Consider the following 23,599-nt stretch of genomic DNA (forward strand, 5'->3'; position numbering starts at 1 on the left):
GGTCGGTGGTCAATCGGTGACCATCGCTTGGCCGGGACAGGCGGCATCGCTATCCCGTCGTAACCGGTGACCGCAAGACGAGCGAGACGCAAACCCCATGACGATATCCCTGACCAGCCGCCGCGGATTCGTCGCAGGTGCCGCCGCGACGGCCGCACTGGCGCCGCGCCTGTCCGCCGCCGCTGCCCGCGATACGGTCGTCAACCCGCTGGTGCGCCAGCGCGCCGACGCGCAGATCGTGCGGCAGGCGGACGGACGCTATACGTTCACCGCGTCGGTGCCCGAATACGACCGGGTGATCCTGCGCCGTGCCGACAGCATCGCCGGACTGGCGACGGCGGAGGAGGTCGTGCTGTGGCGACGTCCCGCGTCGGGCAGGATGGCGGGGCATATCTGGGCGCCCGAGCTGCACCGCATCGACGGACGCTGGTATGTCTATGTCGCGGCGGGCGACGGGGACGCGCGATTCCGCATCCGCACCTATGTCCTGCAATGCAATGGCGACGATCCGATGATCGGGCGCTGGTCTGTGCTGGGGCAGCTGGTGACGCCGTGGGACAGCTTCACGCTCGATTCGACGATCTTCACGCACCGCGGCACGCGCTATGTCGCCTGGGCGCAGCAGGAACCGGGGATCGCGACGAATTCGAACATCTATCTCGCGCCGCTGGCGACGCCGACCACGCTGGGCGCGAAGCCGGCGCGGCTGACCGTGCCGACGCTGCCGTGGGAGATACAGGGCTTCAAGGTCGCGGAGGGGCCGGCGCCGCTGATCCGCAACGGGCGGGTGTTCATGACCTATTCGGCAAGCGCGACCGATGCGCGCTACTGCCTGGGCTTGCTCACCGCGCGCGACGATGCCGACCTGATGGACCCGGCCGCCTGGACCAAATCGCCGCAGCCGGTGTTCGCGAGCGACCCCGCGCGCGGCATCTACGGACCCGGCCACAACAGCTTCACCGTCGATGCGCGCGGGCGCGACGTACTGGTCTATCATGCCCGCGATTACGAGAAGATCACCGGCGACCCGCTGTACGATCCCAATCGCCATACGCGGGTGCAGCGGCTGGGCTGGCGGCGTGACGGCACGCCGGATTTCGGGCGTCCGGTGGCGAACGGACCCACGCGAATCTGATGACGTCGGTCACGCTGATCGAGACGATGGCGTTCACCCCGGCGGGCGGGGTCGCGCGTGTCGATCGGCATATGGCGCGGTTGCGGGCGAGCGCGGCGGCGCTGGGGTTGGCGTGTGACGAGTCGGCGGTGCGGGCGGCGCTTGGCCTGGCACTGGCCGCGGCGTGCGAGCCGCTGCGGGTGCGGCTGACGTTGTTCGAGGGCGAGGCGTCGGTGACGCTGTCGCCGATGCCGTTGGTGCCCGTGCTGGCCGACGTTGTAGTGATGCCGCTGCCCGTCGCCACCGACGACATCCGCCTGCGCCACAAGACCACCGACCGCGCCTTCTACGACAACGCCCGTGCGGCGAGCGGGGCGTTCGAGGTGGTGTTCACCGATCCCGACGGCTGGCTGACCGAAGGGAGTTTCACCAACCTATTCGTCGCTCGCCACGGCGTGCTGCTGACTCCGCCGCTGTCGCGCGGGCTGCTGCCCGGGGTGCTGCGGGCGGATTTGATCGATGGCGGGCGGGCCGTGGAGGCCGATTTGCGCGTGACGGACCTAGCGGACGGCCTGCTGATCGGAAACGCGCTGCGGGGATTGATGCCGGCGGTGCTGGTCGAATGATGGTGACCCCTACGGGAATCGAACCCGTGCTTCAGCCGTGAAAGGGCCGCGTCCTAACCGCTAGACGAAGGGGCCACGTCGCCGTGGGCTGGGCTCGGTTAGGCGGTGATGCCGCATGGGTCAAGCCGGTGAATGTCAATCGATCCATGCCGCATCGTCGAGGTGGAGTTCGGCGGCCGGGCGGCTGGACCAGTCGTCGATCTTCGCGCGGCCGGCGATCCACAGGCGGCGGTGGGGTGGGGCGCCGAGCAGGGCCTGACCGAGCGGGGTGTCGGCGGCGCGGAAGGCCATCACCTTGACGGTGCGGCCGTCGTCGCCCGCGACGATCGCGCGGACGTGCCCGTTACCAACGATATCGGCCTTCACGACGCGCACCGGCCCGGCGGCGACGCGCGGGGCTGGCCAGCCCATGCCATAGGGTCCGCCGACCTCCAGCGAGTCGCACAATGTCGGCGAGACGCCGCCCGGCGCGAGCACCGCGTCGAGCAGCAGCGCGCGGTTCTCGCCGGCGCGTTCGACCGCTTGCGTAAGGCGCTCGTTCAGGAAATCAGCGAAGGCCTCGACCTGATCCGCCGCGATCGTCAGGCCCGCCGCCATGGCGTGGCCGCCGCCGGCGACGAGCAGACTGTGCTCCTTCGCGGCCAGCACTGCGGCCCCCAGATCGACCCCGGCGATCGAGCGGCCGGAGCCCTTGCCCACGCCAGCCTCGTCCAGTGCGATGACGATCGCGGGGCGGCCGAGCCGTTCCTTGAGGCGGCCGGCGACGATGCCGATGACCCCGGGGTGCCAGCCGGCGCCGGCGACGACGGCGATTGCGCGGTCGCCACTTGCCTGGAGCAGGGCGTCGGCCTCGGCCTGCACGCCCGCCTCGATCGCGCGGCGGTCCTCGTTAAGCCTGTCGAGCTCTTCGGCGATCCCACGCGCTTCGTCGGCGTCTTCGGTGACGAGCAGTCTAACGCCGAGATCCGATCGTCCGACCCGGCCGCCGGCATTGATCCGTGGCCCGAGCGCGAAGCCGAGGTCGCTGCACGTCGGGGCGCGGGTGAGGCGCGAGGCGGTGATGAGGGCGTTGAGCCCGGTGTTGCGGCGCGCCGACATCACCTTCAGCCCCTGCGCGACGAAGGCGCGGTTCAGGCCGCGCAGTTGCGCCACATCGGCGACGGTGCCGAGCGCGACGAGGTCTAGCAGGTCAAGCAGCTTCGGTTCTGGCCGCGTCGCGAACCGGCCACGCGCGCGCAACGTCCGGACGAGCGCGGCGCACAGCAAGAAGGCGACTCCCACTGCGGCGAGATGGCCATGGGCGGCGCCTTCGCCTTCGTCGAGGCGGTTGGGGTTCACCAGCGCGTGCGCGACGGGAAGGGCGCTGGCGCATTTGTGGTGATCGACGACGATGACGGCGATGCCGGCGTCACTAGCCGCCTGCAGCGGTTCGAACGCCTGCGCGCCGCAATCGACGGTGACGATCAGGCTCGCCCCTTCGGCGCCGAGCCGGGTAAGCGCTGCGGCCGACGGGCCGTAGCCTTCCGCGAGACGGTCGGGGATGTAGACGACGGGCGACAGGCCGAGATCGCGAAGCACCCGGATCATGACGGCGGATGAGGTCGCGCCATCGACGTCGTAATCGCCGAAAATCGCCACCCGCTCGCCCGCCTGCACCGCATCGGCGAGGCGTTCGGCGGCGCGGTCCATGTCACGGAAAATCGACGGGTCGGGCATGAAGGCGCGGATGCTGGGGCTGCGGTGAGCCTCCAGCGCGTCGCGCGGACAGCCGCGTGACAGCAACAGGCCGGTGACGAGATCGTCGGGCGACCCGCCGTCGCGCGCATCGCCCGAAAGTCCGCGCCACCGCCACGGCTGGCCGAGGATCGAGCGTTCGATGCCGAGGACCGATGTCATCGCTGTGGCCCCAACGCGATCGGCATTGCTGGACTTGTGGTAGATCGACATTGCCTTACGTCGCCCGTTCGCCTCGAGTAACCGTCGAGCTGGTTGAGACGGCATATCGAGAGGTCGGTGCCACCCGATAGGGTCTCTCGATACAGGTTCTCGACACGCTCGATCCCTCCGCGAGACGAGCGGGTGGCTAGTGCGTCCACCCGGACGGGGTCATGACAGAACAGGACGTGCGGCTGCTGGTTTGAACGCGATGCCGGCACGGGCGGGAGCGGTGTCGGCATCGATATTCAACCAGTTCGTTGAGCATGAACGTTGAGACGAAAACGCATGTGTTTTGTCTCGTAAAACCGGCCAACAAAGCTCAACCGATCGGTTGAGCTTTGTTGGCCCGCTTTGGTGGTAGCGATTTGCGGGCGTGTAGGACAGTGCGGGGGTGGCCTATCGCAGCGCTAACCGACGCGCAGGCCCGGCGCCATCACGGCGTCCAGGGCAGCTCGCGAAACCATTTGGTGACGACGTACTTCGTGCCGGCGGTGACCGAGGTGCCTTCGTGCAGCGTATTGGGGTTCGGGCTGCCGTCCGGGTTCATGTTGTTCCAGGTGAGCAGCATGCGCTTGCGCGGCGGGATGCGGATGCCGGCCTGCGGGAACCAGGTCGCGCCGCCTTCGGCGACGTCGCTCAGATAGACCATCGCGGTCCAGGTGCGCTGGCCGCCTTTCTTCTCCATCTGCGCCCAGTAATCCGCGTCGCGCTTGAAATAGTCGAAGTGCGCACGGAAATGCTGGTTGGAGCCATAGCGCTGGCCCTGCATCGTCTCGCCATGCGAGCGTGGCAGGCCGAGCGTGTCGGCGATGCGCTCGTCGATCGGGCGGACGAGGGGCGAAGTGCGATCCATGTCGCAGCTCTCGCTGGTGCGGAATTCGGATGTTGTGGTGGCGGAGAGCAGTGTCGAGGGCCGGCGATGTCGGTCGATCAGCGTGCACAGCGCCTTGCATTCGGCATCGGTGACGAAATCGGTGATGTAGAACACGTCCGCCGTGAGGACCTTGGCGCGGCGTACGCGCGGATCGCTCTCCAGCTTGGCGAGCACGATGTCGGAAAAGCGGGCGCGCGCCGAGGATGGCTGGTCGGGATGATCGGGAAGGGTCGCCATCGCCGCTGTCTGCCGCCGCCGCGTCAAAAAGGAAAGGGGCCGGCCGTTGCGGCCGACCCCTCACAGGCGTCCTACCAGAAGATGTCGTTGATGACGTCGACGACTTCGCCCGAGTAGATATCGACCAGCAGCGCGTCGTTGTAGTAGCGGACCCACCGGTACGGGCCGTAGACCTCTGGCAGGCGATACTGCCACGGATCGTCGATCCAGTAGTTCCGCGAGTACAGCATCGACCCCAGCGTCAGTCCGACCGAGAAGCGCTGATAGCCATAGTGATAGCCCTGCGGTGCGTAATAGCGGGGCAGGCGATAGGCCTGGCGATTGCGCTGGCGATAGTTCTGCCAGTCGTAGCGATTGTCGCCGCGCCAGTTGCGGCTCCAGCGCTGGTTGGACGAGCGGTCGTTGCCGCGCCAGTCGCGGTTGTCATTGATACCACGACCGTCGTTCCAATTACGACTTTCGGCGCGGCGGCGATCGTCGTTGCGATAGCGATCGTCGTTCCGATACCGGTCGTCGCCGCGGCGAGCCTCCTCCCGCCGAGCTTCGTCGGCCCGGTTGCGCAAGGTGCCGCCGAAGATGGAGTTCTGGCGATCCTCGCGCGCTCGGGGTGTAACGGCATTACCGCGAGCGTCCTGACCGGCGGCGCGATCCCAACGACGGTCGCGGTCATAATTGGCGCGGGCTTCGCCAAAACCCGGCTGCCCACGTTGATTGACCTGCGCACGGGGATCGACCTGCGCGGGGCGGGCGACCTCCGCGTCCGGGCGGCGGCCGCGATCGAGGCGCGCCTGACCGTCGCCGAACGGCGCGCGGCTGCGATATTCGGGTCGGTCGGCGGGGCGGACGCCGACGTCGGCGCGCACCTCGGCGCGGGGACGCTCGACGCGCGGCTGTTCTGCCGGGGCGGCGGGCTGTGGCCGATCGACCGAGCGCTCGCGCCAGTTGGCGCGGGCCTCGGCGCGCGGCCCCTGTCCGGCTGGGTCGACACCGGCATCGGCACGGGCGCGTCCGCGACCCTGCCACTCCTGCGCACTGGCTGCCACCGGCACCAGCGCGGTCGCGGCGATCAGCGCGATCAACAGAGGCTTCCTCATCTCCACCACTCCAACTGGCCGGGCATCACCGGCGTTATCGATAGAGCGGGATTAGCGGTGCCGCGATGAGCCGTGGCTGAATTGGGTTGAAAGCCTATCGTCAGGAAGCGCTCAGCGGGGGCCGCGCGGGGTGAGGGCGGGGACGGTGCGCGCGGCGTCGTCGGCATCGACGTCGGGGCGCGGGGTCGGCGCGATCGTCTCGTCCCCGCGCATGATGCTCGCCGCCTGAACCACTGCATCCACCAGCCGCGCATAGATGCCGCATCGGCAGAGGTTGGTCAGCGTGGCGCGGATATCGTCTTCGCTCGGCGAGCGCGTGCGCCGGAGCAGCGCCTGTGCGGTCATGACGATGCCGGGGATGCAGTAGCCGCATTGGACGAGGTTGGCGTCGAGGAACGCCTGTTGCAGCGGGTGGCTGCGGTCCCGCGACAGCCCCTCGATCGTGGTGACGAACGAGCCCTCGATCGCGCCGATCGTGACGGTGCAGGATCGTACCGCGCGCCCGTCGATATCGACCGTACATGCGCCGCAATCGCCGCTGCCGCAGCCATATTTGGTGCCGGTCAGGTTCGATGCGTCGCGCAGCGCGAACAGCAGCGGGGTGGCGGGATCGAGGCCGTATTGCACCGGCTGGTTGTTGACCGTGAAGCGCGTCATGGCGTCGGTCTATCGACAGTTGCGCGATATGGGAACGCTCGCCCTTCGCCGGGGTTGAGGGGGGCCGATACCCCGAACAGCGGAGCACCCATCATGGCGAAGACCCTCGGCCAGCTTTCCATCACCCAGGAAGCAGACGGTTACATCCTCCACATCGAGGATGAGGATGGCGAGACGGTGGAGTATAGCGCCACCGTCGATCAGATCGACGACATCGCCGAGGCGATCGAGGATATCCTCGAGATGGAAGACGAAGACCCGTTGGCGGCGGTCGACGACGAGGACGAGCGCGCCGCTCCCGACGAGGAATAGGACGGCTCGCGTCATCCCGGGCTCGGTCCGGGATGACGCGGTGCGTTCAGCGCGTGCGCGGGACCGGCGTCGCGGTCGGCTCGGGACTGAGCGCATGCGGGCCGGCGTCGGTGGTCTGCAGGAGCGCGTCCCCGCCTAGTGTTCGGTACAGGTCGACCAGATTTTGCGCGCGGGTCAGCCGCGTGGCGACCAGCGAGCGCTGCGCCGAATAGAAGGAGCGCTGCGCGTCGAGGCTGGTCAGGAAGGTGTCGATGCCGCCGCGATAGCGTGCGTCGGTCAGCACGAAATTGTCGCGCGCGGAGGCGACGAGGCTGGTCTGCGCCCGCTCCTGCTCGCCGATCGTGCCGCGCCGGGCAAGCGCGTCGGACACTTCGCGGAAGGCGGTCTGGATCGCCTGCTCATAGGTGGCGAGCGCGATATCGCGTTGCGCTCGGCTCTGCGTCACCGCCGCCCGTGCCGCGCCGCCCGAGAAGATGTCGTAGTTCGCGTTCGCCCCGGCGCTCCAGGTGAATGCGTCGCCGTTGAACAGGCCGCCTAGCGCACCACTCGCCAGGCCGATGATACCGGTCAGGCTGATGCGCGGAAACAGCGCGGCGCGCGCGGCGCCGATGCGGGCGTTGGCGGCGCGCAGCTGATATTCGGCCTGCACCACGTCGGGGCGGCGCAGCAGCACGCCCGAGTCGAGCCCGGCGGGGAGTTCGGCAAGCGTCGTCGCGGCGCTTTCGATCTCCGTCGGCAGCAGGCTCTGGTCGATATCGGCGCCGACCAGCAGGCGCAGCAGGTTGACGTCCTGCGCCAGCGCGGTGCGCTGTTCGGCGAGGTCGGACTGGGCCTGTGCGAGCACCAGCTCCGACTGGCGCAGGTCGGTGCGCGGGGCGATGCCGCCCTCCAGCCGGGCGCGGGTCAGGCGCACGCTCTGGCCGGCATTGCGCGCGGTATCCTCGGCGATCCGCATCAGGCTGCGGTCCGCCGCATAGGCGAGCCAGGCGTCGGCCATGTCGCCGACCAAGGTTAGGCGGGTCGCGCGGGCGGCGGCTTCGGTGGCGAAATACTCCTCCTGCGCCGCACGGCTGAGCGAGGCGAGGCGGCCGAACAGGTCGATCTCGAACGCGCTGATCCCGCCGCTGACATTGTAGCTGTCGCTGACGCCGCTGCCTGAGGTGGAGGTCGTACCGCCGCTCCCCGTGCCGGTCCCGACACCGGTCGTGCCGGTGTTACCGCGTCGTAACGTAGGCCCACCACCGACCGACACGACCGGCAGCCGCTGCGCGCGCTGGACGCGATAGGCGGCGCGGGCGGCAGCGATGTTGGCGGCGGCGGCACGCAGGTCGCGGTTGTTGGCGAGCGCCTGTTCGACCAGCCGCTGCAACCGAGCGTCGCGGAAGATGTCGCGATAGGTGACGCTGGGCAGCGCCGCCTCGCTGGTGCGCAGATACGCGTCTCCGACCGGCCACGACGGCGGCACGGGTGCGGCGGGGCGCTGATAGGCCGGGGTGAGCGAACAGGCGGTGAGCGCCAGCGCGGCGACACCTAGGGACAGGCTGCGGATCATGAGGTGGCCTCCGGCGGAGGCTGGTGGCCGGTCGGGCGCCCACGCAGCTTCGCCAGCCCGTCGCGCACGCCGCGACGGACGAGCACGAAGAACAGCGGAATGAAGAAGATGGCGAGGATCGTCGCGGTCAGCATGCCGCCGATCACCGAGGTGCCGATGGCGATGCGGCTGTTGGCACCCGCGCCGGTCGAGATAGCGAGCGGGAGCACGCCGAAGATGAAGGCGAGGCTGGTCATCAGGATCGGCCGCAGCCGCAGCTTCGCCGCCTCCAGCGCGGCATCGATGACGCGAGCGCCCTTCTTCTCCGCCTGTTCGGCGAATTCGATGATGAGAATGGCGTTCTTCGCGGCCAGCCCCATCGTCGTCAGCAGGCCGATCTGGAGATAGACGTCGTTCTCCAGCCCGCGCAGCGTCACCGCGAAGATCGCGCCGACGAGGCCGAGCGGAATGACCAGCATCACCGCGACCGGCACCGACCAGCTTTCGTAGAGCGCGGCGAGGCAAAGGAAGACGACGAGCAGCGACAGGCCGTAGAGGATCGGCGCCTGTCCCGAGGACAGTCGCTCCTGGAACGAGAGCCCGGCCCATGCGACCGAGGTGCCAGGGATCTGCGCGGCCATCGCGGCGATCTTGTCCATTGCCTCGCCCGAGCTCGTGCCCGCCGCCGCCTGCCCCTGGAATTCGAATGCGGGCAGGCCGGAGAAGCGCGACAGCGTCGTCGGTGCGGTCGACCAGCTGATCGTCGCGAAGGACGAGAAGGGCACCATCTGCCCGCCCGATCCGCGCACGAACCAGGTCGCGAGATCCTCGGGCTTGGCGCGATAGGGGGCGTCGCCCTGTACATAGACGCGCTTCACGCGGCCGCGGTCGATGAAGTCGTTGACGTAGCGGCCACCCCACGCGGTCGAGAGCGTCGCGTTCACGTCGGCCTGTGTCAGGCCGAGCGCGGAGAGCTTCGTCTGGTCGACGTCGACGCGCAGCGTAGCGATGTCGGGAAGGTCGGACAGGCGGACGCGCTCCAGCGCCGGATCGGCCTGCGCCGCCGCCAGCAGCCGGTCCCGCGCGGCGACGAACTGGGCGCGGCTCATCCCACTGGCGTTCTGCAACTCCATCGTGAAGCCGCTCGACTGGCCGAGGCCACGGATGGCGGGGGGGACGAGCACGAACACTTCCGCATCGCGCAAGCCCCGGAAGGCGCCCGATGCCCGCTTGGCGATCGTGTCGGCGGTATTCTCGGCGCCCTTGCGGTCCGCCCAGTTGGTCAGGTTGATAAAGCCCTGACCGGTATTCTGCCCCGAAGCACCGCCACCGCCGCCGCCGGCGACGGTCAGCATCACGCTGGCGTTCTTCGCCTCGGTGTTGAGGAAATAGTCCTGCACCGCTTCCTGCACGACGCGGGTGCGGTTCTGTGTCGAGCCAGCGGGCAATCGGAACTGAACCGAGACGGTACCTTGATCCTCGCTCGGCAGGAAGCTGGTCGGCAGGCGCAGAAACAGGATCGCCAGCACCGCGACGACGACGGCGTAGATGGCGAGGAACAGCCATTTGCGGTCGATCACGCGCCGGGTGGCGTTGACGTAGCGGTCGCTGGTGCGTTCGAACCAGTTGTTGAAACCGTCACCGGCACGGTGGACGAAGCCCGCGGCCTTAGGAAAGCGCCGCTCCGCCCAGCCGGGTTCGTGCGAGCCGTCCTTGTTGCGCTGCTTCAGCAGGTTCGCGGTCAGCGCCGGGCTGAGCACCAGCGCGACTACGACCGACAAGATCATCGCCGAAATCACGGTCAGCGAGAACTGGCGATAGATGACGCCGGTCGATCCGCCGAAGAACGCCATCGGCAGGAACACCGCCGACAACACCAGCGCGATCGCGATCAGCGCGACGGTGATCTCGTTCATCGATTCGATCGTCGCCTCGCGCGGCGACATCTCGGGGTTCTCCTCCATCAACCGTTCGACGTTCTCGACGACGACGATGGCGTCGTCGACCAAGAGGCCGATCGCGAGGACGAGGCCGAACAGGGTCAGCGTGTTGATTGAGAAGCCGGCGAGCGCGAACACCGCGAAGGTGCCGAGCAGCACGACGGGCACGGCGATCGTCGGGATGAGCGTCGCGCGCCAGCTTTGCAGGAAGACGAACATGACGATGACGACGAGGATGACCGCCTCGATCAGCGTCTTCACGACCTCCTCGATCGACAGCTTGATGAAGGCGGTGGTGTCGTTGGGGTAGGCGTAGGCAAGGCCGGCGGGGAACGCCTTCGCCGACTGCGCGACATAGGCCTTCACATTCTCGGCAGTCTTCAGCGCATCGGCGCCGGGTGCCAGGCTGATCGCGATGCCGGCCCCGGGATGGCCGTTGACGCGGCTGACCGCGGCATAGCTTTCCTGCCCCAGTTCGATGCGACCGACATCGGCCAGCCGCACGGTCGCGCCGCTCGCCTGCGTCTTCAGGATGATGTTGGCGAACTGCTCGGGCGTCTGGAGCCGCGACTGGGCGGTCACCGTCGCGTTAAGCATCTGCTCGGCGCTGTTCGGCAGACCGCCGACCTCGCCCGCCGCGACCTCGGTGTTCTGTGCGGTGATCGCGGTGACGACGTCGCCGGGCATCAGCGAATAGCTGGCGAGCCGCGCGGGATCGAGCCAGATGCGCATCGCGTACTGCGAGCCGAACACGTTCGACTCGCCGACGCCCTCGACGCGGCCGAGCCCGTCCTGAAGGTTTGAGACGAGATAGTCCGACACGTCGGCGTTGGTCAGCTTGTCCGTCTCGTCGTAGACCGCGACGATCATCAGGAAGTCGGGGTTCGATTTCGTGACGCGCAAACCCTGCTGCTGCACCTGCTGGGGCAGGCGCGAGATCGCCTGCTGCACCGCATTCTGGACCTGCACCTGAGCGATGTCGGGATCGGTGCCCTTGTCGAACGTCGCCGAAATGCTGACCTGTCCGCGCGAGGACGAGGACGAGGTGAAGTAGAGCAGCCCGTCGATGCCGGTCAGCTGCTGTTCCAGCACCTGCGTCACGCTGTTCTCCAGCGTCTCGGCCGAGGCGCCGGGATAGCTGGCGCGGATGTTGACCTGTGGCGGGGCGACGTCGGGATATTGCGCGATCGGCAACGAGAAGATCGCGCCGACGCCCGCGAGCATGATGATGATCGCGATCACCCAGGCGAAGATCGGGCGATCGATGAAGATGCGGGAGATCACTTGGGGCTGCTGCCCGACTTTGCGGCGTCGCCGCCGGCGGGAGCCTTGATCGGCTGCGGTGCGGCGGCGGGCACCGCGCGGATGGCGGCGTTGGGTTTCAGCTTCGCCAGACCCTGCACGATCACCCGGTCGCCGGTCCTGAGGCCGGAGGTGACGACCCAGTTCGACCCTTGCGTCCGGTCGGCGGTGACGGCGCGCTGCACCGCCTTGTCGCCGGGGCCGACGACATAGACGGTCGCGGCGCCCTTCGCATCGCGCGCCAGCGCCTGCTGCGGGACGAGGAAGGCGTTGGTCTGAACCGACTGTGCGAAGATCGAGCGTACGAACATGCCCGGCAGCAGCAGCCCCTGCGGATTGGGGAAGCGGGCGCGCAGCGTCACGGTGCCGGTCGCCTGATCGACGGTGACTTCGGCGAACTGGACGGTTCCGGTGAAGCCGTAATCGCTGCCGTCCTCCAGCTTCAGCCGGACCTGTGCGGAGGCCGGTTCGACATCGCTGCTGCGAAGCGAGCGGCGTAGCGTCAGCAACGCTGCGCTCGACTGCTGGATGTCGACGAAGATGGGATCGAGCCGCTGAATAACCGCGAGCGGATCGGTCTGGTTCGAGCTGACCAGCGCGCCGACCGTCGACAGGCTGCGCCCGATGCGGCCAGTGATCGGGGCGGGAACGCGGGTGAAGCCGAGGTTGACCTGCGCGGTTTCCAGCGCGGCGCGGTTCTGCGCAACGGCGGCGGCGGCCTGGCGCTGAGTGGCGATGGCGTCGGTATAGTCCTGCTTGCTGACCGCCTCGATCTGCGCGAGCGGGCGGAAGCGGTCGGCACGGATCCGCGCGGCCTCCGCCGTAGCGGCGGCGGCGGCGACGTTGGCACGCGCCTGATTGGCGGCGGCGGCGTAGAGGCGCGGATCGATTTCGTAGAGCGTCTGGCCGGCGCGCACCAGCGCGCCTTCGGTGAACAGTCGGCGACGGATAATGCCGGTGACCTGCGGACGCACTTCCGACGTCTCGAACGCCGAAGTGCGGCCTGGAAGCTCGGTCGTGACCGCGACCGACGTCGGCTGGACGGCGACGAAGCCGACGGCAATCGGTCCGCCGCCGCCCGCGCCGCCGGCCTTGCCCGACGCATTGCTGGCGGTGTCCTCACCGCCGCCGCAGCTGCCAAGCGCGAGCGTCACCGCGGTGAGGGCCGTCATTCTGTACTTGCGCGTCGGGGTCACTGATCGCCGGTTCCGTGATTGTGGCCCGTCCCCTGTCGCACAATCGGGTTCGATAGCAATGCAGTGGCAGCGTACCGTTACATTTTGCGACGCAATATCTTTATAGTCTGGACGGGAACAAAAGCGGCGCGCTCTTGGCGTCGTCGCCGATCCGGCCTAGCCTGTCGCGCGAAAAGGGAACGGGCATGACGAACGGAACACGGCGATGAGCATCCGCGCGCACCGGCGGGTGTTGTTGGCGAGTTTCGTCGGCACTGCCATCGAATTCTACGATTTCTACATCTACGCGACCGCCGCCAGCCTGGTGTTCGCCGAGCTGTTCTTCTCCGCGCAGGATCCGGGCCTCGCCCAAATGTCGTCGTTCGCGACGCTGGCCGTGGCGTTCTTCGCGCGGCCGGTGGGGGCGGCGTTCTTCGGGCATTTCGGCGACCGGATCGGACGCAAGTCGACGCTGGTCGCATCGCTGCTGACGATGGGCGTGTCGACGACGCTGATCGCGTTCCTGCCAACCTATGCCCAGGCGGGCTGGGTCGCGCCGTTCGCTTTGTGCGTGCTGCGCTTCGGACAGGGCTTCGGGCTCGGCGGCGAATGGGGCGGGGCGGCGCTGCTGGCGGTGGAGAATGCTCCGCCGGGCTGGCGCGCCCGCTTCGGCGCGGCGCCGCAGATGGGTGCTCCGGCGGGCTTCATCGCCGCGAACGGGCTGTTCCTGCTACTGGGCCTGTGGCTGACGCCCGAGCAGTTCCGCGACTGGGGATGGCGGTTGCCCTTCATCATCAGTGCGGGTCTGGTCGCAGTCGGGCTGTATATCCGCCTGAAGCTGACCGAGACGCCAGAATTCGCGCAATCGCTGAAGGACGCGCCGCCGCCGAAGGTGCCGCTGACCGAACTGCTGCGCGAACACGGCGGCATGCTGATCGGCGGGACGGTGGGCGCGATCGCGTGTTTCGCGACCTATTATGTCGGCACGGCCTTCCTGCTCGGTTACGGCACCAAAACGCTCGGATACTCGATGCAGAGTTTCCTCGGCATTCAGCTGGTGGCGATCCTGTTCATGGCGGTCGGCATCTACGCCGCGGCGTGGCTGGCGGACCGGCGCTTCGACGAGCGGCGGGTACTGGCAGGCGGATGCGTGGCGACGATCCTGCTCGGCTTCGTCATCGCGCCGCTGGTGCAGGCGTCGCTGTTCGGGGCGTTGGTGTTCCTGTGCCTCGCGCTGCTGGCGATGGGGTTCGTCTACGGACCGCTCGGCGCATGGCTGCCGGGGCTGTTTCCGCCGCGGGTGCGCTATACGGGGGCGTCGATGACGTTCAACATCGCCGGCGTGCTGGGCGGCGGGCTGACGCCGCTGATCGCGCAAAAGCTGGCGCTGTCGGGCGGACTGGCGCCGGTCGGTCTGTATCTGAGCGCGGCGACGGCGTTGAGTCTCGTCGCGCTGTTGCTGCTGAAGCCGAAGCCCGCCGTGCCGGTGCCGCTCGACGGGGTGTAATGGTTCAGGCGTCGCCGAGGCGGAGCAGTGTCAGCATCGCCTTGCCGTACACCCGCTCAGCGTCGCGGGTGTAGCCGGTCACGTCGACCGCCTCGCCCTTCATCGTCTCGACGCTGACCCAGGTCGACCCGTCGATCCAGCCGAGCCGCGCCAGCTTGTCGAGCGCGACGTTGCCCGCGCCGCTGCCATAGGGCGGGTCCATCATGACGAGGTCGAGCGGGCGGGTGGCGGCGCCCAGCGCGAGGACCGATGTCGCGCGCACGTCGGCGCCGGTCGCGCCAAGCTTGGCGATGTTGGTGCGCAGCGCGTCAAGCGCCGGGCGATCCTGCTCGACGAAGAGGCAGGTCGCGGCACCGCGCGACAATGCCTCCAACCCCAGCGCGCCCGATCCGGCGAACAGGTCGGCGACGGCCAGCCCATCGAAACTGCCGAGCCGGCTCACCAGCATCGAGAACAGCGCCTCACGCGTGCGGTCGGCGGTGGGGCGGGTGGCGTCGCCCACGGGCGCGACGAGGGCGCGGCCGCGCCACTGTCCGGCGATGATCCTCATGACCGGGGCCGCCGCGGCTTGCCGGGACGCGCGCCCGGCTTCGGCTTGGCCTTCGCCCAGCCGGCGCCGCGCTTGGGGCGCTCGCCGGCGGGAGCGGACCGCTGCGGCCGGGTGGTGATCTGCTCGTTCGCCTCGTCGTCGCGGCGGCGGGGCGGGCGGGCGCGGTCGTCCGGACGTCCGGCGGGCGTGGTCGTGCGGTGCTCACGGGCAGGACGCTCCGTTCGCGGTGAATCGGTACGCTGGCGGGAATTGGTGCGATCGGTCGGCGGACGGCCGGCGGGGCGAGCCGTCCGGTCGTCACGCGTTGGGCGAGCGGCGGCTTCGCGCGGTGGTCGCTCGTCGCGGGGTATATCGGGACGCTGGCCCGGACGGCCGGGCCGCGCGGATCGCTCGGCAGTCGGCGCAGCCCGCGGCGGACGGGCGGGGCGGGCGTCGTGGGCACGGGGCGCGCGGGCCGGGGGCCGGACGGGCGGGGCGGCGGGACGGGCGGGGCGCTTGTCCTCCACCGGTACGTCGGGCGCGACCTTGCGCTCCGCCTTCGGCACGCCGGTGACCGCAATAGCCATGCCGCGCGCTTCCTCGACTGCATTCGCCTTGTTGCCCTTCAGCGAGGCGCGGAAGGCGATCAGGTCGTGGGCGCGCACCTCACCGATACCGCCGACCGGCAGGTCGCCGAGTACGAAGGGACCGTAGCGGGTGCGGATCAGGCGGCTGACACGCAGGCCGAGATGTTCGAGCACGCGGCGGACTTCGCGGTTCTTGCCCTCGGTCAGGATCATCTCGATCCAGACGTTGGCCCCGGTGCGGCGTTCAAGATTGGCGTCGATTGGGCCGTAGCGCACGCCCTCCACCTCGATACCGTCGATCAGATCCTCGAGCTGCGCCTGGGTGATGTCGCCATAGGCGCGGGCGCGATAGGCGCGCTCGACGCCCGTGGCGGGCAGCTCGAGTTGACGCTTGAGCTCGCCGTCCGTCGTCATCAGCAACAGCCCCTCGGTATTGAGATCGAGGCGGCCGACCGGCATCAGGCGAGGCAGGTCATTTGGCAGGCGATCGTAGATCGTCGCGCGACCGGCGGGGTCGAACGCGGCGGTCAGCACGCCTGCGGGCTTGTGGAACACGAACAGCTGCGCCGGGCGCGCCGCCTGCACCGCCTCGCCATCGACGGTGACGCCGTGCAGCGAGGGCAGCAGCGTGGCCGGCGTGTCGAGCGTGGTGCCGTCGAGCGCCACACGCCCCTCCGCAATCATCCGCTCGATTTCGCGACGCGAGGCGACCCCGGCGCGCGCGAGCAGCTTGGCGATGCGATGGAGCGGGCGATCGCCCTCTGCTGGTCCGGTTCGTTGCACGCATCGGGCCTTAGCGGCTGCACGCGGGGGAGACAAAAAAACTTTGCGTCCCGCGGCCATATTGCGCGTTACGATGACGGAACGAGCCCCATGTGGGCGGGAAGGGCGGACTCGAGCATGTTGTTCGGCAAGAAGGAGCGGCACATCGTGCGCGTGCTCATCGTCGAGGACGAGCCGCTGGTCGCGTTCGACACGGAGCATTTCCTCGAGGCGGAGGGCTACGAGATCGTCGGCACCGTCGACACGGTGGCTGAGGCCATGGCTGCGCTCGAGGCCGAGGAGGACATCCATCTCGTGCTCGCCGACGTGAACCTGTCGGACGGCAACGGCATCGACGTGGCGCAGGCGGCGCACGCCCGCGGGATCAAGGTGGTGTTCGTGACCGGCAGCTGCCCGATCGAGGCGCAGTCGATCGCAGCGGGATGCCTGTCCAAACCCTATGCCCCGCGCGACCTGATCGCCGCGATCGGGGCCATCGAACAGGTCATCGGCGGCAAGGCGCCGCGGCGGCTGCCGGCGAGTTTCCGCCTGTTCCTCCAGCCCGCCTGATCGCGCCGCTTGACGTACCGTCCGGAGGGGCATCATGGCTGACCACGCAATGACCAGCCTGCCCTCCGATACGCGCCGCTCCGTCATGCCCGCCTGGGTGCCGCTGGCTGCTGCCGTTCTGGCGGCTGCCGCGGCGGCGGGCGTCGTGCTGTGGCTGGTGGGCAACCTCGCGCTTGCTGCAGGCTTCGCCGGGGCCGGCCTGATCGCTGCCGGCGCGGCGGTGGTCGCGAAGCTACTGGCGCGGCCGGCGATTGAAGCGAGTGCCGAGCCGGACTGGAGCATCGCGCAGGCAATAGCCGCGGCATCTAGCGACGCGATCGCGCTGACCGACCGGGCGGGGCGCATCGTCTGCGCCAACGACCGGTACGAGGCGCTCTTCCACGGCTATCCGACCCCGCCGAGCTTGGGGCTCGACGAGAACGATACCGCGCGTCTGAGCAGCGCCGGGCGACAGGCGTGGCGCGATGGCGAGGCCGAGGCGAAGGTCGAGGTGCGCGGCGCGCCCGTCGAGGCGACCGTGATGCGCGTGGCGGCGGACATGCTGCTGTGGCGGTTCCGCGCCAACGATGTCGGCGATCTGGCGCAACGCACCGCGGACATGCTGGCGGACGGCACCGGCGACCGGCTGGGCGGGGCGGGGATCATGACCGCGCTGCTGTTCCCCGACGGGCGCATCCGCTCCGCCAACGGCGTCTTCCGCCTCCGCGCGACCGGTCAGGACGACGGCACGGTCGAGGGGCGCGACTTCGCGCGTTTCCTCGTCACCGACAGCGGCGGACTGGTGCATTTCGAGCGCGAAGGGCTGTCGGGCAATCCGTTGCGTGTGTTGCAGATTCCCTTTGCAGAAGGCGACGATGCGCCGATCCTCGTCGCACTGCTGGATGACGAACCCGCCGTCGCGCTGCCGGCGATGGGATCGAGCGCGGCGGCGCATGTACGGTCGCTGATCGCGCTGCTGCCGGCACCGCTGGCGCTGGTCGGGCGGGACGGGCGCTTCCTGCACATGAACGAGGCGTTCGTCCGCGCGGCCGGCATCGCCCCGGGTGCGCAGCCGATCTATCCCGGCGATCTGGTGGTCCGCGAGGACAAGGGCGCGCTGGCCGATGCGATCCGGCGGTTCGGCGGGGGCGGCGGCTTCGCAACGCAGCTGCCGGTGCGCTTCGCCGACCGGCCCGACGAGCCGGTGCAGGTCGCGCTGACCGGCGCGCGTGGGCTGGGCGATGCCACGGTGCTCGTCAGCCTCAAGGATTCGACCGAGGAGGGGAAGCTGAAGCGGCAGGTCGCGCAGGCGACCAAAATGCAGGCCGTCGGTCAGCTTGCCGGCGGCGTTGCACATGATTTTAACAACATCCTGACCGCGATCATCGGCCACTGCGACCTGATGCTGATGCGCCATACGCCGGGCGACAGCGATTACGACGACATCCAGCAGATCCGGACGAACTCGAACCGCGCCGCCGGCCTGACCCGACAGCTGCTCGCCTTCTCGCGCCAGCAGACATTGCGGCCGCAGGTCCTGCAGCTGCCCGACGTCATTTCCGAAGTGTCGAACCTGTTGAAACGCCTGCTGGGCGAGACGGTGCATCTGGTCGTCCAGCATGGCCGCAATCTGGGGGCGGTGCGGGCCGATCCGGGGCAGCTGGAGCAGGTCGTCGTCAACCTGGCCGTCAATGCGCGCGACGCGATCCTGTCGGTGAACCCGCACGGCGGCGGCACGCTGACGATCGAGACGAGCGCGGTCTCCGCACGCGACATCCGCAAGCTGGACGAGGCGATCATTCCGGCCGGCGACTATACCGCGCTGCGCATATCGGACACCGGCACCGGCATCCCCGCCGATGTGCTGCCCAAGATCTTCGAGCCGTTCTTCACGACGAAGGAAGTCGGCAAGGGCACCGGCCTCGGCCTCTCCACCGTCTACGGCATCATCAAGCAGTCGGGCGGGTTCATCTTCGCCGAAAATCTGCCGGGGTCGGGCGCCTCCTTCGTCATCTACCTGCCCGTCCATGCCGGCACGACCGCGGCGGTCGCCCCGCCCGCGCCGTCGAAGGCGAAGGTCGGCGATACCTGGGGCAGCGGAACGATCCTGCTGGTCGAGGACGAGGACATGGTGCGCGCCGTCGCCGAACGCGCGCTCGCGCGGCAGGGCTATACGGTGCTGACCGCCGAGAACGGCGAAGTCGCACTGGAGATATTGGAGAGCGGCGAGCGTCCGGATCTGCTCATCACCGACGTCGTCATGCCGCTGATGGACGGGCCGACGATGGTGCGGCACGTGCGCAAGCGCTTCCCCGACATGCCGATCGTGTTCATGTCGGGCTATGCCGAGGAACAGCTGCGCCGCTCGATCGATATCGACGACGTCGCGTTCCTGCCGAAACCCTTTTCGGTGCAACAGCTTGCCGAAGCAGCCCGTGATCGCCTGCTCGCGAAAATGCCTTGAGCGGCATGCGGACCATCGCCTAAGGTCGGTGCATGTCCGTGCCTAACCGGTTCCTCATCGTCGAGGACGAGCCCCTGATCGCCATGATGCTGGAGGATTTCCTCGACGCGTTGGACCGGGAGGTGGTCGGCACCGCCGACACGGTCGCAGCCGGGCTCAGCCTGGTTGAGGCCGGGGGTATCGATGCCGCTATTCTGGACGTCAACCTGCGTGGCGGTGAACAGAGCTGGGCGATCGCCGACGCGTTGGCCGCGGCCGATGTTCCGTTCGTTCTCGCGACCGGGGGTGGCGGCGAGTCGATCGCCGAGGGCCATCGCGGCCGCCCGATCCTGCCCAAGCCGTTCACGATGGATGAGGTCGAGCGCGCGCTGTCGGCGCTTTAACCAGTTTCAGATCCGAGCGCGCTGTACCTAACCCGTTCGTGCTGAGCTTGTCGAAGCACCGCATTTTCTTCGAACGGCACAATGTGCGGCATGAAGAAGGGCAGCCCTTCGACAAGCTCAGGGCGAACGGGTCTTAGGCTGGTTCATAATCTCTCAGGCAGCGAATTACCGAAGCCGCTCAATCGCCTGCGCGAGCGCCACGTAGAGCTTGCCCATATCCGACGACAGCAATGTCACGCCGAGCGCCGACCCATCGCGCAGCGCGAGGATCTGGCGCAGCATCGCTTCGAAGTCGTGGATGTAGCGGTTGACGTGTTCGCGGAAGATCGGGTCGTCGTCGTGCAACCGCGCGATCTCGCGGGCCTGTCCAGTATCGAGCAGCCGCACCGCGCGGCGGGTGAAGACGCCGCGATCGCCCTTCAGATAGGCGGACCACGCGCTGTCCGACACCTCGTGCGCGAACGTCTTCGATATATCGATAGAGGACGAGTTCAGCGCCTCGATCAGCAGGGACACGCGACGCGCGAAATTGTCCTGGTTCGACTCCTCGCGATCGGCGCGTTCCTCGTCGATCCGTGCCTCGACCGCGGCGGTCGATTCGGCGATCGTCATCAGTTGGTGCGCCAGTCGCTCGGACGCGCGCGTCGCCGCCGTCACCGCGGATTCGGACGCGTGGCCGAGTTCGGCGAGCGGTTGCGGCAGCGCCCGGGCGAAGGCGCGGCGCACCGCGTCGGCGCTCTCGGTTTCGATCGCCTGCGCGGCCTGCGGGATGACCTGCGAGAGCACCTCGCGGGCGCTGTCGGCGGCGCGCTCGGCGGTTTCGCGGATGCGGTTCAGCGCCTCGATCAGCCCCGGCGTCGCCTCTTCGGCGAAGCGGCGGGCGCGGGTGATCGCCTCGCCCACCACGGCGTCCATCGTCTCGGCCTTATCCTGACCGATATCGAGCGCCTCGGTCAGGTTGGCGGTGATGTCGGCAAGCTTCGTGCGCTCGGCGGTGACGAGGCCGGCGACCGCCTCGACCGCGATGTGCGTGCTCTCTGCCGCGGTGACGAGCGCGAGCAGTTCGGGCTTGGCGGTGCCGACCAGTCGGCGGCTCTCGGCGATATGCGCGTCGAGGCGCAGCAGCGATTCGGGCAGCGTCTCGTCGATTTCGCGCGTCGAGGCGTCGAGCGCGGTCAGCAGCGTCTCGGCCGAGCCGATCAGCGCGCGCGCGGTCGAATCGCCGACACGCATCGATTCGCTCATCGCGTCGCTCGATGCGGTCAGCGCGCTCAGCGCCGCGGCGAGGGACTGGGCCCGCATCATGCCTTCGTCGTGCAGGCGTTCGAACCCGCCGTCGGCGCGGGTCACGCCGGCGACGACCGTCTCGAACAGGCGGTCGCTGCGCTGCTGCTGTTCGCCGATCATCTGCGTGATCCGCTCGATCGCGCCCTCGACCTCGATCAGGCGGGCATGCAGCGCGTCGGCGCCGTCGCGGCCCGAGCGTTCCAGCGCCGCCTGACTGGCGCCCAGCATCGCCAGCATCGCCTCGCCCTGCGCGGAAATGCCCTTGCGCGATTCGTCGATGGCGACCGCGGCGCGATCCAGCACGGCGTCGACCGCGTCGGACATGCCCGATGCGGCGGCGTCCAGACGCGCGGCGGCGGCATCGCTCGACGATTCCATCCGTATGATGTGCGCCCCGAGCTTGGCGGCGGCACCGCCGGCGGTCTCCTCGGCGGCGCGACCACGCTCCGACAGGGCGGCGAGGGCGGCATCCAGTTCGCCCGCACGCTCGCTGGCGGTCAGACCGAGCGTGGTTAGCGAGTGGCCGAGCGCCGCCGTCTCCGCCTGCGCGCGGGGCAGCGCGTCGAACACGGTGGCGAGGCGATCGACGACCTGATCCGCCGTCCGCTCCAGCGCGCTGCCGATGCTGTCGAGCACGTTGGCTTCGGCATTCAGGTTGCTGGTGGTCGCCTGCAGTCGCGACGCGGCGGCATCGCCGATCGCGGCAAGCGACTGCGCCTGTTCGCCGAGCAGGCGGCGGTTCGATTCGATCCGCTGACTGAGCGCGTGGATCGTGCCCTCCAGCGCCGCGGCCTCGGCCCGCATCGCGCGCGCGGTCGCGCCGAAGCGCTGCGCTTCGGCCCGGCTGGTCCGGAGCGCCAGCAGGCACAGCACAGCAACCAATGTCGGCACGACACCCAGCGCCGCGACGAACTGCACGAGCGTGACAGGCGGCAGTGGGAAAGCGGTCCGGGCCAGCCACAACATGCCCCCGATCCAGCCGAGCGACACCAGCACGCCGAGCGTCGGGATCAGCCACGCAGCGCGGCGGGGCGTCTCGTAGGACGCGTAGTCCTCGTACGCGCCCGATACGGCACCGTCGTCCGGCAGCGCGCCGGAAAAATCCTCGGTCAGTTCGGCGTCCGTCGTCGGACGCAGTCCCAAGATGCGTGAGCCCCCATTCATTCGCGCACATGTATCATGTTTCGACGGCAGCGAAACTCCGGTTCGGCAACGACCTGTTAAACACGGTGGGCCTACAGCCGACGCATGGCCTATGACCCCGGAGCGATCGATGCGACCCTTGCCGCCGCAGTCGGTGACGAACCCGTCCTGATCGCGGAGTTGCGCGAGGCGTTCCTCGACAGCGTGAAGGCCAGCCTGACCCGGCTGACCCGCGCGGAGGACCCGACGACGTGGAAGGATGCGGCACTGCGCATGAAGGGGATCGCGGCGAGCTTCGGCGCGGTGCGCCTGATGGCGCTGGCGGCCGACGCGGCGAACATGCCCGCGGGTGACATCGAGATGCTGCGGAAGATCCGGCGCGCGGTCGAGCGGCTGTAAGCTCTACTGCTTGCGCCCGAGCTGGCGCATCGCGTCGTCCAGCCCAGCGAGCGTCAGCGGGTACATGCGCTCGTTCATGATCTGGCGGACGATCGCGGTCGACTGTGAATAGCCCCAATGCGCCTGCGCCACCGGGTTCAGCCAAACGCTGGCCGGATAGGTCGTCGTCAGCCGCTGCAGCCAGACGGCGCCGGCTTCCTCGTTCATATGTTCGACCGAGCCGCCGGGGTGGGTTATCTCGTACGGGCTCATCGCGGCATCGCCGACGAAGACCAGCTTGTAGTCGTGGCCGTATTTGTGGAGCACGTCCCACGTCGGGGTGCGTTCGGCGAAGCGGCGGCGATTGTCCTTCCACAGGCCTTCGTACGGGCAGTTGTGGAAGTAGAAGAATTCGAGGTTCTTGAACTCGGCGCTCGCGGCGGAGAACAACTCCTCGCAGAGCGTGACGAACGGGTCCATCGACCCTCCGACATCGAGCAGCAGCAGCAGCTTCACCGCATTGTGCCGCTCCGGGCGCATGCGGACGTCGAGCCAGCCCTGCCGCGCGGTGCCGTCGATCGTGCCGTCGATGTCGAGCTCGTCCGCTGCCCCGTCGCGGGCGAAGCGGCGCAGGCGGCGCAGCGCGACCTTGATGTTGCGGGTGCCCAGCTCACGCGTGCTGTCGAGGTTGCGGAATTCGCGCTGGTCCCACACCTTCAGCGCGCGCTTGTGCGTGCTCTCGCCGCCGATGCGGACGCCCTCGGGATTGTAGCCCGAGTTGCCGTACGGGCTGGTGCCGCCGGTGCCGATCCACTTGTTGCCGCCCTGATGCCGGCCGTGCTGCTCCTCCAGCCGCTGCATCAGCGTCGCCATGATCTCGTCCCAGCTGCCGAGTGATTCGATGCGGGCCATCTCCTCGGGCGTCAGGAACTTCTGCGCGACCGCCTTCAGCCATTCGTCGGGAATGTCCGCGCCCGCGACGCCGTAGCTGGTGGCCAGGCCGCGGAAGACCTTGGCGAACACCTGATCGAACCGGTCGAGCAGCCCCTCGTCCTTCACGAAGGTGGCACGGGCGAGGAAGTAGAAGGCCTCGGGCGTGCGCTCGATCACGTCGCGGTCGAGCGCCTCGATCAGGAGCAGATGCTCCTTCAGGCTGGCCGGGATGCCGGCGGCGCGCAACTCGTCGAGGAAGTCGAGGAACATGCAGGCG

The 23,599-nt window shown here is 68.9% G+C and carries 19 protein-coding genes and 1 tRNA gene; 8 read left to right on the forward strand and 12 right to left on the reverse strand.

Annotation, left to right across the window (positions count from 1 at the left end):
* Positions 1–97 precede the first annotated feature (97 nt).
* On the forward strand, positions 98–1,135 hold the full coding sequence (locus ACX40P_RS08145; protein WP_459125812.1) for a glycoside hydrolase family 43 protein: 1,038 nt from the start codon (positions 98–100) through the stop codon (positions 1,133–1,135).
* On the forward strand, positions 1,135–1,740 hold the full coding sequence (locus ACX40P_RS08150; RefSeq protein WP_459125813.1) for an aminotransferase class IV: 606 nt from the start codon (positions 1,135–1,137) through the stop codon (positions 1,738–1,740). Before ACX40P_RS08145 ends, ACX40P_RS08150 begins: the two co-directional genes overlap by 1 nt.
* Here the strand turns inward: ACX40P_RS08150 and ACX40P_RS08155 are convergent.
* The 5 genes from ACX40P_RS08155 to ACX40P_RS08175 form a co-directional block, all read right to left on the reverse strand.
* Positions 1,741–1,815, reverse strand: a tRNA-Glu gene (locus tag ACX40P_RS08155).
* Positions 1,816–1,875: 60 nt separating this feature from the next.
* Complete coding sequence (gene recJ / locus ACX40P_RS08160) at positions 1,876–3,636, reverse strand: single-stranded-DNA-specific exonuclease RecJ (protein ID WP_459125814.1); 1,761 nt, start codon at positions 3,634–3,636, stop codon at positions 1,876–1,878.
* Positions 3,637–4,111: 475 nt separating this feature from the next.
* On the reverse strand, positions 4,112–4,789 hold the full coding sequence (locus ACX40P_RS08165) for a 2OG-Fe(II) oxygenase (RefSeq protein ID WP_459125815.1): 678 nt from the start codon (positions 4,787–4,789) through the stop codon (positions 4,112–4,114).
* 71 nt (positions 4,790–4,860) lie between these two features.
* Positions 4,861–5,883: an RcnB family protein gene (locus ACX40P_RS08170; RefSeq protein ID WP_459125816.1), complete on the reverse strand. Its 1,023-nt coding sequence runs from the start codon at positions 5,881–5,883 to the stop codon at positions 4,861–4,863.
* A 111-nt stretch (positions 5,884–5,994) separates the two neighbouring features.
* Positions 5,995–6,540: a (2Fe-2S)-binding protein gene (locus ACX40P_RS08175; protein ID WP_459125817.1), complete on the reverse strand. Its 546-nt coding sequence runs from the start codon at positions 6,538–6,540 to the stop codon at positions 5,995–5,997.
* Between the two features lie 93 nt (positions 6,541–6,633).
* Between ACX40P_RS08175 and ACX40P_RS08180 the strand changes: the two genes are divergently transcribed.
* Positions 6,634–6,852, forward strand: a complete 219-nt coding sequence (locus ACX40P_RS08180) for a hypothetical protein (protein WP_459125818.1) — start codon at positions 6,634–6,636, stop codon at positions 6,850–6,852.
* A 46-nt stretch (positions 6,853–6,898) separates the two neighbouring features.
* On the opposite strand, the gene ACX40P_RS08185 is transcribed toward ACX40P_RS08180, so the two are convergent.
* From ACX40P_RS08185 to ACX40P_RS08195, 3 genes are read right to left on the reverse strand one after another with little or no spacing between them, the layout of a single operon-like run.
* Positions 6,899–8,404 carry an efflux transporter outer membrane subunit gene (locus ACX40P_RS08185; protein WP_459125819.1) on the reverse strand — a complete coding sequence of 502 codons (1,506 nt, stop codon included), beginning with the start codon at positions 8,402–8,404 and terminating at the stop codon, positions 6,899–6,901.
* Positions 8,401–11,607, reverse strand: coding sequence for an efflux RND transporter permease subunit (locus ACX40P_RS08190; RefSeq protein WP_459125820.1), 3,207 nt, complete (start codon positions 11,605–11,607; stop codon positions 8,401–8,403). The genes ACX40P_RS08185 and ACX40P_RS08190 overlap by 4 nt, the downstream gene beginning before the upstream one ends.
* Positions 11,604–12,797: an efflux RND transporter periplasmic adaptor subunit gene (locus ACX40P_RS08195; protein WP_459125821.1), complete on the reverse strand. Its 1,194-nt coding sequence runs from the start codon at positions 12,795–12,797 to the stop codon at positions 11,604–11,606. Before ACX40P_RS08195 ends, ACX40P_RS08190 begins: the two co-directional genes overlap by 4 nt.
* 229 nt (positions 12,798–13,026) lie before the next feature.
* Here ACX40P_RS08195 and ACX40P_RS08200 point away from each other — a divergent pair, with 229 nt between their 5' ends.
* A complete protein-coding gene (locus ACX40P_RS08200) occupies positions 13,027–14,307 on the forward strand; it encodes an MFS transporter (RefSeq protein WP_459125822.1) in 1,281 nt (426 codons plus the stop codon).
* 4 nt (positions 14,308–14,311) lie between these two features.
* On the opposite strand, the gene rsmD is transcribed toward ACX40P_RS08200, so the two are convergent.
* Both rsmD and ACX40P_RS08210 read right to left on the reverse strand, forming a co-directional pair.
* Positions 14,312–14,857, reverse strand: a complete 546-nt coding sequence (rsmD, locus tag ACX40P_RS08205; RefSeq protein ID WP_459125823.1) for a 16S rRNA (guanine(966)-N(2))-methyltransferase RsmD — start codon at positions 14,855–14,857, stop codon at positions 14,312–14,314.
* Positions 14,854–16,206 (reverse strand): pseudouridine synthase, encoded by a 1,353-nt coding sequence (locus tag ACX40P_RS08210; RefSeq protein ID WP_459125824.1) that lies wholly within the window; start codon positions 16,204–16,206, stop codon positions 14,854–14,856. The genes rsmD and ACX40P_RS08210 overlap by 4 nt, the downstream gene beginning before the upstream one ends.
* A gap of 117 nt (positions 16,207–16,323) precedes the next feature.
* Here ACX40P_RS08210 and ACX40P_RS08215 point away from each other — a divergent pair, with 117 nt between their 5' ends.
* Genes ACX40P_RS08215 through ACX40P_RS08225 form a run of 3 tightly spaced genes read left to right on the forward strand, consistent with a single transcriptional unit; the run spans position 16,324 to position 19,581 of the window.
* Positions 16,324–16,755 (forward strand): response regulator, encoded by a 432-nt coding sequence (locus ACX40P_RS08215; protein ID WP_459125825.1) that lies wholly within the window; start codon positions 16,324–16,326, stop codon positions 16,753–16,755.
* 49 nt (positions 16,756–16,804) lie between these two features.
* A complete protein-coding gene (locus tag ACX40P_RS08220) occupies positions 16,805–19,198 on the forward strand; it encodes a response regulator (RefSeq protein ID WP_459126040.1) in 2,394 nt (797 codons plus the stop codon).
* A 32-nt stretch (positions 19,199–19,230) separates the two neighbouring features.
* Positions 19,231–19,581: a response regulator gene (locus ACX40P_RS08225; protein WP_459125826.1), complete on the forward strand. Its 351-nt coding sequence runs from the start codon at positions 19,231–19,233 to the stop codon at positions 19,579–19,581.
* A gap of 165 nt (positions 19,582–19,746) precedes the next feature.
* Here ACX40P_RS08225 and ACX40P_RS08230 read toward each other — a convergent pair whose 3' ends face one another.
* Positions 19,747–22,011, reverse strand: a complete 2,265-nt coding sequence (locus tag ACX40P_RS08230; RefSeq protein WP_459125827.1) for a coiled-coil domain-containing protein — start codon at positions 22,009–22,011, stop codon at positions 19,747–19,749.
* A gap of 105 nt (positions 22,012–22,116) precedes the next feature.
* Between ACX40P_RS08230 and ACX40P_RS08235 the strand changes: the two genes are divergently transcribed.
* Positions 22,117–22,410, forward strand: coding sequence for an Hpt domain-containing protein (locus ACX40P_RS08235; protein ID WP_459125828.1), 294 nt, complete (start codon positions 22,117–22,119; stop codon positions 22,408–22,410).
* 3 nt (positions 22,411–22,413) lie between these two features.
* On the opposite strand, the gene ACX40P_RS08240 is transcribed toward ACX40P_RS08235, so the two are convergent.
* Positions 22,414–23,592, reverse strand: coding sequence for a vWA domain-containing protein (locus ACX40P_RS08240; protein WP_459125829.1), 1,179 nt, complete (start codon positions 23,590–23,592; stop codon positions 22,414–22,416).
* Positions 23,593–23,599 lie beyond the last annotated feature (7 nt).

Source organism: Sphingomonas sp. RS2018 (assembly GCF_054489605.1).